Annotated in this window: 10 protein-coding genes; 5 read left to right on the forward strand and 5 right to left on the reverse strand. The window is 71.6% G+C overall.

What is annotated here, in order from left to right:
• The first annotated feature begins 131 nt into the window (after window positions 1-131).
• Genes ACZ6RC_RS00990 through ACZ6RC_RS01000 form a run of 3 tightly spaced genes read left to right on the forward strand, consistent with a single transcriptional unit; the run spans window position 132 to window position 3,285 of the window.
• Entirely contained in the window at window positions 132-1,283 is a 1,152-nt protein-coding gene (locus ACZ6RC_RS00990) for a Gfo/Idh/MocA family protein (protein WP_469578474.1), read from the forward strand.
• Window positions 1,280-2,473, forward strand: a complete 1,194-nt coding sequence (locus ACZ6RC_RS00995; RefSeq protein WP_469578475.1) for a dihydrodipicolinate synthase family protein — start codon at window positions 1,280-1,282, stop codon at window positions 2,471-2,473. The genes ACZ6RC_RS00990 and ACZ6RC_RS00995 overlap by 4 nt, the downstream gene beginning before the upstream one ends.
• A 38-nt stretch (window positions 2,474-2,511) precedes the next feature.
• Window positions 2,512-3,285, forward strand: a complete 774-nt coding sequence (locus tag ACZ6RC_RS01000) for a sugar phosphate isomerase/epimerase family protein (protein ID WP_453614308.1) — start codon at window positions 2,512-2,514, stop codon at window positions 3,283-3,285.
• Window positions 3,286-3,360: 75 nt separating this feature from the next.
• Here ACZ6RC_RS01000 and ACZ6RC_RS01005 read toward each other — a convergent pair whose 3' ends face one another.
• Both ACZ6RC_RS01005 and ACZ6RC_RS01010 read right to left on the reverse strand, forming a co-directional pair.
• Complete coding sequence (locus ACZ6RC_RS01005) at window positions 3,361-3,774, reverse strand: hypothetical protein (RefSeq protein ID WP_469578477.1); 414 nt, start codon at window positions 3,772-3,774, stop codon at window positions 3,361-3,363.
• Between the two features lie 5 nt (window positions 3,775-3,779).
• Window positions 3,780-4,199, reverse strand: coding sequence for a DUF4279 domain-containing protein (locus tag ACZ6RC_RS01010; protein ID WP_469578478.1), 420 nt, complete (start codon window positions 4,197-4,199; stop codon window positions 3,780-3,782).
• Between the two features lie 111 nt (window positions 4,200-4,310).
• Here ACZ6RC_RS01010 and recD2 point away from each other — a divergent pair, with 111 nt between their 5' ends.
• Both recD2 and ACZ6RC_RS01020 read left to right on the forward strand, forming a co-directional pair.
• A complete protein-coding gene (recD2, locus tag ACZ6RC_RS01015) occupies window positions 4,311-6,542 on the forward strand; it encodes an SF1B family DNA helicase RecD2 (protein ID WP_391142949.1) in 2,232 nt (743 codons plus the stop codon).
• 215 nt (window positions 6,543-6,757) lie between these two features.
• Entirely contained in the window at window positions 6,758-8,047 is a 1,290-nt protein-coding gene (locus ACZ6RC_RS01020; RefSeq protein ID WP_352190558.1) for a citrate synthase, read from the forward strand.
• 444 nt (window positions 8,048-8,491) lie between these two features.
• On the opposite strand, the gene ACZ6RC_RS01025 is transcribed toward ACZ6RC_RS01020, so the two are convergent.
• The 3 genes from ACZ6RC_RS01025 to ACZ6RC_RS01035 form a co-directional block, all read right to left on the reverse strand.
• Window positions 8,492-10,783: a heavy metal translocating P-type ATPase gene (locus ACZ6RC_RS01025; protein WP_469578481.1), complete on the reverse strand. Its 2,292-nt coding sequence runs from the start codon at window positions 10,781-10,783 to the stop codon at window positions 8,492-8,494.
• A 119-nt stretch (window positions 10,784-10,902) separates the two neighbouring features.
• A complete protein-coding gene (locus ACZ6RC_RS01030; RefSeq protein WP_469578482.1) occupies window positions 10,903-11,211 on the reverse strand; it encodes a heavy-metal-associated domain-containing protein in 309 nt (102 codons plus the stop codon).
• Between the two features lie 131 nt (window positions 11,212-11,342).
• Window positions 11,343-12,041, reverse strand: a complete 699-nt coding sequence (locus ACZ6RC_RS01035; RefSeq protein WP_469578483.1) for a TetR/AcrR family transcriptional regulator — start codon at window positions 12,039-12,041, stop codon at window positions 11,343-11,345.
• Window positions 12,042-12,112: the final 71 nt, after the last annotated feature.

Genomic DNA, 12,112 nt, shown 5'->3' on the forward strand with positions numbered 1-12,112 from the left:
CCGGCGTGTTGTCGGCAGGCTAGCGTCATCTCTGATAGTAAGCGCTTTCTATCGCGTGATCGCCGCTGTGCGCCGTCCGGCGCGCGCCGCGTCACGCCCGCGCCGATCCATGCACGTGGAGGGGAACCGTCGTGACACGCAGGACGATCCGGATCGCCATGAACGGCGTCACCGGCCGGATGGGCCACCGCCAGCACCTCGTCCGCTCGATCCTCGCCCTGCGCGAGCAGGGCGGCCTCGACCTCGGCGACGGCGAGATCCTCTGGCCCGAGCCCGTCCTCGTCGGGCGCCGGGAGCACGCCCTGCGCGCCCTCGCCGAGCGCCACGGCCTCACCGAATGGTCCACCGACCTCGACGCCGTCCTCGCCGACGACTCGATCGACCTCTACTTCGACGCCCAGGTCACCTCGGCCCGCGCCGAGGCCCTCGAGAAGGCCATCGCCGCCGGCAAGCACGTCTACACCGAGAAGCCCACGGCCACCGACCTCGACGGCGCCCTGCGGCTCGCCGCCCTCGCCCGGGCCGCCGGCGTCCGGCACGGCGTCGTCCAGGACAAGCTCTTCCTCCCCGGCCTGCTGAAGCTGAAGCGGCTGATCGACGGCGGCTTCTTCGGCGAGATCCTGTCCGTGCGCGGCGAGTTCGGCTACTGGGTCTTCGAGGGCGACTGGCAGGAGGCCCAGCGCCCCAGCTGGAACTACCGCGCGCAGGACGGCGGCGGCATCGTCGTCGACATGTTCCCGCACTGGGAGTACGTCCTGCACGAGCTGTTCGGCCGGGTCACCAGCGTCACCGCGCACGTCGCGACCCATGTCCCGCGGCGCTGGGACGAGCGGGGCAAGCCGTACGAGGCGACCGCCGACGACGCGGCGTACGGCATCTTCGAGCTGGAGGGCGGGGCGGTCGCCCAGATCAACTCCTCCTGGACGGTCCGCGTCCACCGCGACGAGCTGGTCGAGTTCCAGGTCGACGGCACGCACGGCTCGGCCGTCGCCGGCCTGCGCGACTGCCGCGTCCAGCACCGCTCGGCCACCCCGAAGCCGGTCTGGAACCCGGACCTCCCCGCCACCGAACCCTTCCGCGACCAGTGGCAGGAGGTCCCGGACAACGACGACTTCGGCAACGGCTTCAAGGCGCAGTGGGAGCTGTTCCTGCGGCACGTGGTGCTCGGGGAGCCGTACCACTGGGACCTGCTCGCCGGCGCGCGCGGTGTGCAGCTCGCCGAGCTGGGCCTGCGGTCGGCGGCCGAGGGCCGCCGCCTGGCCGTCCCGGAGATCACGCTGTGATCCGCCTGCCCCGAGGGGACGGCGGCGTACGGGAGTACACGCCGCGCCGCTCGACCGGCGTGAGCGCGGGGACGGGCGCGCCGGTCGCGGGTACCGGTGCCCCGGATGCCCGTAGCGGCGCCCTGGCCTCCCGTACCGTCTTCTCCGCCGCCCATGTCGTCGCCGACCCGTACGCCGACACCACCCCCGACGCGCCCGCCGCCGTCGACTGGGACGCCACGCTCGCCTTCCGCCGCCACCTCTGGTCCCACGGCCTGGGCGTCGCCGAGGCGATGGACACCGCGCAGCGCGGGATGGGCCTGGACTGGGCCGGCGCCGCCGAGCTGATCCGCCGCTCGGCCGCCGAGGCCAAGGCCGTCGGAGGCGGCATCGCCTGCGGTGTCGGCACGGACCAGCTGACCGGGCCCGCGGACGTGACGACCGTCCGCCGGGCGTACGAGGAGCAGCTCGCCCTCGTCGAGGAGACCGGCTCCCGCGCCGTCCTCATGGCCTCCCGGGCCCTCGCGGCCGCCGCCGCGTCCCCGGACGACTACGTGGAGACGTACACCCACCTCCTGCGCCAGGCCTCCGAGCCGGTGATCCTGCACTGGCTCGGGCCGATGTTCGACCCCGCGCTCGACGGCTACTGGGGCTCGGCCGACCTGGATACCGCGACGGACACCTTCCTGGAGGTCATCGCCGCCCACCCGGACAAGGTCGACGGCATCAAGGTCTCCCTCCTCGACGCCCGGCGCGAGGTCGACCTGCGCCGCCGCCTCCCCGAGGGCGTCCGCTGCTACACGGGCGACGACTTCCACTACCCCGAGCTGATCGCCGGCGACGAGCACGGGTTCAGCCACGCCCTGCTCGGCATCTTCGACCCGCTGGGCCCGCTGGCGGCCCAGGCGGTACGGGTCCTGGACACCGGCGACGTCGCGGGGTTCCGCGCGCTCCTCGACCCGACGGTCGAACTGTCCCGGCACCTCTTCCGCGCGCCGACCCGCTTCTACAAGACGGGGGTCGTCTTCCTGGCCTGGCTCGCGGGCCACCAGGACCACTTCACGATGGTCGGCGGCCTGCAGTCGGCCCGCTCGCTGCCGCACCTGGCGCGGGCGTACGAACTGGCCGACGAGCTCAGCCTGTTCCCCGATCCGGAGCTCGCCGAGTCCCGGATGCGGTCCCTGCTCACGGTGTACGGAGTCCCGCGGTGAACCCGTCGAACCCCCTCTCGCGCTTCAGTATCAACCAGATGACGGTGAAGCAGCTGTCGCTGCCGGAGCTCGTGAAGCAGTGCGTGCGTCTCGGCATCCCGGGCATCGGCCTGTGGCGCGAGCCCGTGCACGCGTACGGCCTGGCGGCCACGGCCGAGCTCGTACGGGACGCCGGACTGGCCGTCACCACCCTGTGCCGGGGCGGTTTCTTCACCACCGCCGACTCGCTGGACGACAACCGCGCGGCGATCGACGAGGCGGCCGCCCTCGGCAGCGACACCCTGGTCCTGGTCTCGGGCGGCCTCGCCCCGGGCAGCCGCGACCTGGCGGCCGCCCGGGCCCGGATCGGCGACGCGATCGCCGAACTCGCCCCGTACGCGGGGGAGCGGGGCGTCCGCCTGGCGATCGAGCCGCTGCACCCGATGTACGCGGCGGACCGGTGCGCGGTCTCCACCCTGGACCAGGCGCTGGACATCGCCGAGCGCTTCCCGTCCTCGCAGGTGGGCGTGGCCGTGGACACGTACCACATTTGGTGGGACGACCGCGCCCCGGCGGCGGTCGCCCGCGCGGGCGCGGCGCACCGCATCCACACCTTCCAGCTCGCCGACTGGACCACCCCTCTCCCGGCCGGAGTCCTCAACGGCCGCGCCCAGTTGGGCGACGGCACGATCGACCTCCGCGCCTGGCGCGCCCTCGTCGAGGCGGCCGGATACACGGGCCCGATCGAGGTGGAGCTCTTCAACGACGAGCTGTGGGCGCGGGACGGCGTGGAGGTGCTGGAGGAGACGACGAGGAGGTTCCTGGCGGTCTGATCCGGCGGAGGGCCCCGGCCTGCTCGGCCGCACCGCCCCCGTCCCGCGCGGCGCGGCCCCCGGCCGGCGAGAGCCTCAGTCGAGCCAGTCCAGCGGGTCCTCCGCGGGGGCGTTGCCCTCCAGGAGCGTCGTGAAGGAGACCGGCAACCCGAGTGCGGCGAGCCGGTCGGCGGATTCGGGCGAGAGTGTCAGCCGCTCGTCCGCCCGTACCGTGCCCGCGATCGACACCTGGGCGAAGCAGCCGGCGGCCGACAGCGCCCTGATGGCGTCGAGGAGCGGCGCGACCTGGGCGGTCAGCGCCGCGACCTGCTCGCCCAGGTCGGCGGAGAAGTGCTCGTCGAGGGTGTAGGCCCACCAGCCCGGCCCGTGATGGACCGACGCGCCGGTCAGCTGCTCCGCGAGCCGGGACAGCCCGAGGGCACGGTCGACGGCCGAGGGGTCCAGGCCGCTTCCGGTGAGGGCCAGGGAGGAGGTGATCGAGGTCCACATGGCGGTCACCGTTCGCTCGTGCTGGGGGCGAGGGTCAGCGGAACGCCGAGGAGGGCCACTCGGCGCATCTGCTCGGGTGTGAAGGCGAGCTGTGCGTCGTTGTCCACGTATCCCCTGATGGTGAGGGTCACGGAGAGCCCGTCCGCCATGAGTTCGCCCACCGCGCCGGCGTGCGGTTCGACTGCCGTCAGGACGGTGTCGAGCTGCTCCGAGAAGACCCTCGTGGAGCGCTCGTCGACCTGAAGCCGCCATTCACCGTCGACATCTCCCGGCGGCCCCCACCGACTGGGCCGGGGCTCCCGGGTTCCCGTCGGCTGGAGGGCGAGCTTCCTGCTCACCTCCTCGGGGTCGAGCTCGGGTCCCCTGACGACGAGGGACACATCGGGCAGCGCCCAGATGGCACCTTGCTGCTGATCCGCAGTCACTGTTCTGTCCGTTCCGCTTGCATCGCCATGTGTCTTCGCGCAGCCCACCCGGTGAAGGGTGCCTCTCGGCCCGGGACGCCCCTTGTCCGACCCCTTCGCTACCTTCGGACCATGTCCAACCAGGGTCAGGGCCAGGCAGTGGTCGAAGGGGTTCTCGAGCGGATCACCTACGCCAACGAGGAGAGCGGGTACACCGTCGCCCGTGTCGACACCGGTCGGGGCGCCGGGGATCTTCTCACCGTCGTCGGCTCGCTCCTCGGGGCGCAGCCGGGTGAGTCGCTGCGGATGGAGGGGCGTTGGGGCTCGCATCCGCAGTACGGCAAGCAGTTCACGGTGGAGAACTACACGACCGTGCTGCCCGCCACGATCCAGGGCATACGCCGGTACCTCGGCTCCGGTCTCATCAAGGGCATCGGCCCGCGGATCGCCGAGCGGATCGTCGAGCACTTCGGCACCGACACCCTCGACGTCATCGAGCGGGAGCCGAAGAGGCTCGTCGAGGTGCCCGGGCTCGGGCCCAAGCGGACGCGGCTGATCGGGGCGGCCTGGGAGGAGCAGAAGGCGATCAAGGAGGTGATGGTCTTCCTCCAGGGCGTCGGGGTCTCCACCTCCATCGCCGTGCGGATCTACAAGAAGTACGAGGACGCCTCGATCTCCGTCGTGCGCAACCAGCCCTACCGCCTGGCCGCCGACGTCTGGGGCATCGGGTTCCTGACCGCCGACAAGATCGCCCAGGCCGTCGGCATCCCGCACGACAGCCCCGACCGGGTCAAGGCGGGTCTGCAGTACGCGCTGTCGCAGTCCACGGACCAGGGGCACTGCTTCCTGCCCGAGGAGCGGTTGATCTCCGACGCGGTGAAGCTGCTGCAGGTGGACACCGGGCTGGTCATCGAGTGCCTCGCCGCGCTGGCCGACGACCCGGAGGGGGTCGTGCGGGAGCCGGTGCCGGGGCCCGACGGGCAGCCGGTCACCGCCGTCTATCTGGTGCCGTTCCACCGGGCGGAGATCTCGCTCGCGGCCCAGATCGGCCGGCTTCTGCGGGCGGAGGAGGACCGGATGCCGGCCTTCCGGGACGTGGTGTGGGACAAGGCGCTGGCCTGGCTGGCCGACCGTACGGGGGCGTCGCTCGCGCCCGAGCAGGAGGAGGCGGTGCGGCTCGCGTTGACCCGTAAGGTCGCGGTGCTGACCGGCGGGCCGGGGTGCGGGAAGTCGTTCACGGTCCGGTCGATCGTGGAGCTGGCCCGTGCGAAGCGGGCCAAGGTGGTGCTGGCCGCGCCCACGGGCCGGGCGGCGAAGCGGCTGGCCGAGCTGACCGGGGCGGAGGCGTCGACCGTCCACCGGCTCCTTGAGCTCAAGCCGGGCGGCGACGCGGCGTTCGACCGGGACCGCCCCCTGGACGCCGATCTGGTGGTCGTGGACGAGGCGTCGATGCTCGATCTGCTGCTGGCCAACAAGCTGGTGAAGGCCGTGGCGCCCGGTGCGCACCTGCTGCTCGTGGGGGATGTGGACCAGTTGCCTTCGGTGGGCGCGGGGGAGGTCCTGGGCGATCTGCTGGCCCCGGACAGTCCGGTGCCGGCGGTGCGGCTGACCCGGATCTTCCGGCAGGCGCAGCAGTCGGGTGTGGTGACCAACGCGCACCGGATCAACGCGGGGCTCGTGCCCGTGACGACGGGGCTGCCGGACTTCTTCCTCTTCGTGGAGGACGAGACGGAGGACGCGGCGCGGGTCGCTGTTGAGGTCGCATCTCGTCGGATTCCCGCCAAGTTCGGTCTCGATCCGCGCCGTGACGTGCAGGTTCTGGCGCCGATGCACCGCGGTCCCGCCGGTGCGGGCGCGCTGAACGGGCTCTTGCAGCAGGCCGTCACCCCGGCCCGGCCCGATCTGCCCGAGAAGCGTTTCGGGGGCCGCGTCTTCCGCGTCGGTGACAAGGTCACGCAGATCCGCAACAACTACGACAAGGGGGCGAACGGCGTCTTCAACGGCACGGTCGGCGTCGTGACCTCGCTCGACACCGTGGAGCAGCGGCTGACCGTGCGGACGGACGAGGACGAGGAGGTGCCGTACGACTTCGACGAGCTGGACGAGCTGGCCCACGCGTACGCCGTGACGATCCACCGTTCGCAGGGCAGCGAGTATCCGGCGGTGGTGATCCCTGTCACCACCAGCGCCTGGATGATGCTCCAGCGGAATCTGCTCTACACCGCCGTCACGAGGGCCCGGAAGCTGGTGGTCCTGGTGGGCTCGCGCAAGGCGATCGGCCAGGCCGTTCGCACCGTTTCCGCAGGCAGGCGCTGCACCGGCCTCGCCCATCGGCTGGCCGGGGCGTCCGCCGCGCGGGTGTGACGCCGGGGGCGCGGCGGCGGGCATCCGGTCGTGTGAAAGACGACCCCCGACTTCCGGAAGCGGGGCGAAGGGGGCAAGATGAGCAGGTTGGCGGCACTGAGTGCCGCCAAATGGCCCAATGGTCGACCCCGAGTGCACTCTCCTGAGCCAAATGGGGGATGGTAGAGACAGTCAGGGCACCTCGAAGAAGAGGCACTACGTCGGTGAGGGATGACGTGAGCGACAACTCTGTAGTACTGCGGTACGCGGACGGTGAATACACCTACCCGGTGGTCGAGAGCACCGTCGGCGACAAGGGCTTCGACATCGGGAAGCTCCGGGCGCAGACCGGTCTGGTGACCCTGGACAGCGGCTACGGCAACACGGCCGCCTATAAATCCGCGATCACCTACCTCGACGGTGAGCAGGGGATCCTGCGGTACCGCGGCTACCCCATCGAGCAGCTGGCCGAGCGCTCCACCTTCCTCGAGGTGGCGTACCTGCTGATCAACGGTGAGCTTCCCAAGGTCGACGAGCTGGCGACCTTCAAGAACGAGATCACCCAGCACACGCTGCTGCACGAGGACGTCAAGCGCTTCTTCGACGGCTTCCCGCGCGACGCGCACCCGATGGCCATGCTGTCCTCGGTGGTCTCGGCGCTGTCCACGTTCTACCAGGACAGCCACAACCCGTTCGACGAGAAGCAGCGCCACCTCTCCACGATCCGGCTGCTCGCCAAGCTGCCGACGATCGCGGCGTACGCGTACAAGAAGTCGATCGGCCACCCCTTCGTCTACCCGCGCAACGACCTCGGGTACGTCGAGAACTTCCTGCGCATGACCTTCTCGGTCCCGGCCCAGGAGTACGAGCTCGACCCGGTCGTGGTCTCCGCGCTCGACAAGCTGCTGATCCTGCACGCGGACCACGAGCAGAACTGTTCGACGTCCACCGTCCGTCTGGTGGGTTCGAGCCAGGCGAACATGTTCGCGTCGATCTCCGCCGGCATCTCCGCCCTGTGGGGTCCCCTGCACGGTGGCGCCAACCAGTCGGTCCTGGAGATGCTCGAGGGCATCCAGGCCAACGGCGGCGATGTCGACTCCTTCATCAACAAGGTGAAGAACAAGGAGGACGGCGTCCGCCTGATGGGCTTCGGCCACCGGGTGTACAAGTCCTTCGACCCCCGCGCCAAGATCATCAAGGCGGCGGCGCACGATGTCCTCTCGGCCCTCGGCAAGTCCGACGAGCTGCTGGACATCGCGCTCAAGCTGGAGGAGCACGCGCTCTCCGACGACTACTTCGTCTCGCGCAACCTCTACCCGAACGTGGACTTCTACACGGGTCTGATCTACCGCGCGATGGGCTTCCCGACCGAGATGTTCACCGTGCTCTTCGCGCTCGGCCGTCTCCCGGGCTGGATCGCCCAGTGGCACGAGATGATCAAGGAGCCGGGTTCCCGCATCGGCCGCCCGCGCCAGATCTACACGGGCGAGGTCCTGCGCGACTTCGTGCCGGTCGAGGGCCGCTGACCCCAGGGACGGCAGCCTTGACGGGGCCATGGGCAGCCTTGATGGGGCCGAGGGCCTGTCTCGGCCCCCGGCCCCGGCCTTCGGGCCGCTGAACGAAAAGCGCCCCGCCACCGATCCCCCCACGGGTCGGCGAGCGGGGCGCTTCCCATATCCCCGGTGCGGATTCCCCCCACGGGATCCGGGCCGGGCGCCTGTCGGTCGACAGAAGCTACGCGGGTCTGCGCGGTCTGCCGGGGTACGTACGGGAGGGCCGCTCAAAGCTCCCCGGTGCACGTGCCCCGGCCAACGCTTGCCTGAGACGTCCCCCAAGACATCCCATGAACGTCCCCCAAGACGTTCTCGGCATCGCCCACTTAGACTCGCGAACGGCCTGAATGGTTACCCCCAAATATCTGTGATCTAGGTCTCTTTGTGAAGGTCCTGTGCGGTCACGTGTAGGTGAATTCACGTGAACCTTCGGAGACGGAGGCTGTTGGTCACCACGAAAACGGACGAAAAGGCCATCGCCAGTCCGGCGATCATAGGGTTCAGCAGGCCGGCGGCCGCCAGTGGGAGGGCGGCGAGGTTGTAGCCGAAAGCCCAGGCCAGGTTGGCCTTGATGGTGGCCAGGGTGCGCCGGGCGAGGCGGATGGCGTCGGACGCGACCCGCAGGTCGCCGCGGACCAGCGTCAGATCGGCTGCCTCGATGGCCGCGTCCGTGCCCGTGCCCAGGGCGAGACCCAGGTCGGCCACGGCGAGCGCGGCGGCGTCGTTCACGCCGTCGCCGACCATCGCGACCGTCCGGCCTTCGGCCTGAAGACGTCGTACCGCGTCGACCTTGTCCTGCGGCAGCACCTCGGCGAAGACCCGGTCGGCCGGGATGCCCACCTCGGCCGCCACCGTCTCGGCCACGGTGAGACTGTCCCCGGTCAGCAGGACGGGTGTCAGGCCGAGGGCGCGCAGCCGGGCCACCGCCTCGGCGCTGGTCTCCTTGACCTCGTCGGCGACGGTGAGGAACCCGCGGGCGCGGCCGTCCCAGGCGATGTGGACGGCCCCGGGGGCGGGCGGACCGGGCACCTCGACCCCTTCGGCCTCCAGCAGGGCGGCGCGGCCCGCGAGGACCCGGTGGCCGTCGACGGTGCCGCGCACACCGAGGCCGGGGACGTTCTCGAACGACTCGGGCGCGGGCAGCCCGGCCGTCGTCAGGCCCAGGCGCTCGGCGGCGCCGGCCGCGACGGCGCGGGCGACCGGGTGCTCGGAGGCGTGCTCCAGGGCGCCCGCGAGGCGCAGCAGCTCGGCCTCGTCCTCCCCTTCGTACGCGTACGTCTTCCGCAGCGTCATCCGGCCGGTGGTGACGGTGCCGGTCTTGTCGAGGACGACGGTGTCGACGCGGCGGGTGGATTCGAGGACTTCCGGGCCCTTGATGAGGATGCCGAGCTGGGCGCCGCGGCCGGTGCCGACCATGAGGGCGGTCGGGGTGGCCAGGCCGAGGGCGCAGGGGCAGGCGATGATCAGGACGGCGACCGCGGCCGTGAAGGCCGCCGTCGTGTCGCCGGTCGCCCCCAGCCAGCCCGCCAGGGTGCCGAGCGCGATCAGCAGCACGACGGGCACGAAGACGGCGGAGATCCGGTCGGCCAGGCGCTGGGCGGCGGCCTTGCCGTTCTGCGCGTCCTCCACCAGCTTCGCCATCCGGGCCAGCTGGGTGTCCGCGCCGACCCGGGTGGCCTCGACGACCAGCCGTCCGGAGGTGTTGACGCAGCCGCCCGTCACCGGATCCCCGGCCGCCACGTCGGCCGGGAGGGACTCGCCGGTGAGCAGGGAGGCGTCGACGGCGGAGAGCCCCGCCGCGACGGTGCCGTCGGTGGCGATCTTCTCCCCGGGCCGGACGACGAAACGGTCGCCGACGTGCAGGGCGGTCACCGGAACCCGTACCTCCACGCCGTCCCGGAGGAGGGCCACGTCCTTGGCGCCCAGCTCCATCAGCGCGCGCAGCGCGGAACCGGCCTTTCGCTTGGCGCGGGCCTCCAGGTGGCGGCCGAGCAGGATGAAGGTCACGACCCCGGCGGCGACCTCCAGATAGATCGTGGCGGCGCCGTCGGTGCGGCCGACGGTGAGGTCGAATCCGTGGCGCATGCCGGGCATGCCGGCGGTGCCCAGGAACAGCGCCCAGAGCGACCAGCCGAAGGCGGCGAGCGTGCCGATCGAGACGAGGGTGTCCATGGTGGCGGCGCCGTGGCGGAGGTTGGTCCAGGCGGCCCGGTGGAAGGGGAGCCCGCCCCAGACGACGACGGGTGCGGCGAGTGTGAGCGAGAGCCACTGCCAGTGGTCGAACTGGAGGGCCGGGACCATCGCGAGGAGCACCACGGGCGCGGCGAGGAGCGCCGAGACGGTCAGGCGGGTGCGGGACGCGTCCAGCTCCGGGTCGGGCTCGCCGCGCCGGGCGGACGGTTCCGCTGCGGGTTCCGCGTCCGCTTCCTCTCGCGCGTGCGCCGCCGGCTCGAGCGTGGGGCGCGGCGGCGGGGGTTCCTCGGCGGTGTAGCCGGTCTTCACGACCGTCGCGATCAGATCGGCGACCGCCACCTCGGCCGCGTGGTCGATCCGCGCCTTCTCCGTCGCGTAGTTGACGGTCGCGGTGACCCCGTCCATGCGGTTGAGCTTCTTCTCGACGCGGGCCGCGCAGGAGGCGCAGGTCATCCCGCCGATGGTCAGCTCGGTGGTGCGGGGGGCAGCGGACGGGGTGGCGGTGCTGGGAGGCATGTGCGTTCCAAAAGGGAGCGGGGCCGTACCGTCTTCACAGTACGGCCCCGCTCGGACATGCCGGGGCCGGCCGCCGGGTCCCGCCCGCGGACGGCGGGCCGGCCTCGGCGGGCCGGGGGTCAGCCCCGGCCGAGCAGTTCGTAGCCGGCCTCGTCGACGGCGGCGCGTACGGCGGCCTCGTCGAGCGGGGCCTCGGAGACCACGGTGACCTCACCGGTCGCGGCGGCGGCCGTGACGGAGGAGACGCCGGCGATCTCGGAGATCTCGCTCGAGACCGCGCCCTCACAGTGACCGCAGGTCATGCCCTTGACCTGGTAGACGGTGGTGACGCCGCCCGCGGGATCGGCCGCGCCGTCGTGACACGAGCCGGTCGGCGAGCAGCAGCCGCCGGCGGCCTGCGGAAGGTCGGTCTTCGTCTCGGCGGTCATGACGTTCTCCTCTTCGAGCGTGGCGGTTCCGGGTCGTACACTCGCACACTTTATACCCCTAGGGGGTATCGATTCCACCGGAGGTGCCGGTGTCGGGGAGAAGCGTCCCGAGAGAGCCGGTCAGGAGCCGGTCAGCGGGCCGGTACCGGGGCCGGGGTGGGCGGCCCGGCGAGGTGCGCGTCGCCGATGACCGGGTCGAGGTAGCGCAGCAGGACCTGCTTCAGCTCGGCGGTCACGGCGTTCCGCTCCGGCCCTTCGGGGGCGGCGAGGACGAGCGCGAGGCCGCCCTTGAAGACGGCGAAGGTCATGTCGGCGATCCGGGTCGCCTCCTCGACCGGAAGGTCCGGGAGGTAGTGGTGGAGCAGGTCCCTGACCCGGGCGAGCAGCGAGGCGTGCAGGGCGTCGTGCTCCTCCGTGATCCGGCCCGGGATCTCCGAGCCCTGCATCAGGGCGAGGAAGACGGGGTTCTGGCAGTTGAACTCGATCAGCGGGTCGACGACGGCGTCGAGCAGCTCGGGCAGCGGCAGTTCGAAGTTCTCCGGCGTGAAGGCCTGGCCGTGCGCTTCCCGCATCTGGTGCAGCAGGCGGTCGCCGAGCTCGATGGCGATGGCCTCTTTGTTGGGGAAGTACTGGTAGAGCGTGCCGGGGGAGACGCTCGCCTCGCGGGCGATCGCGTTGGTGCTGGTCGCCGTGTATCCGTTCGCGCAGAAGACGTTCGCGGCCGCCTGGAGCAGCTGCGTGATGCGGCGCTCGCCGCGGGCCTGGCGCCGGCGCGGCCTGGGTTCGCCGGACTCCTCGGGCGCCTCGCCTGCCGGTGGATTCTCGGACATGGCTGTCCCCAGCTTTCGTGGACTGTTTGACAAACGCGAGTGGTCGCTCGCATTCTTGAGAAACGCGAGCG

The organism is Streptomyces sp. NPDC048353 (assembly GCF_055587165.1).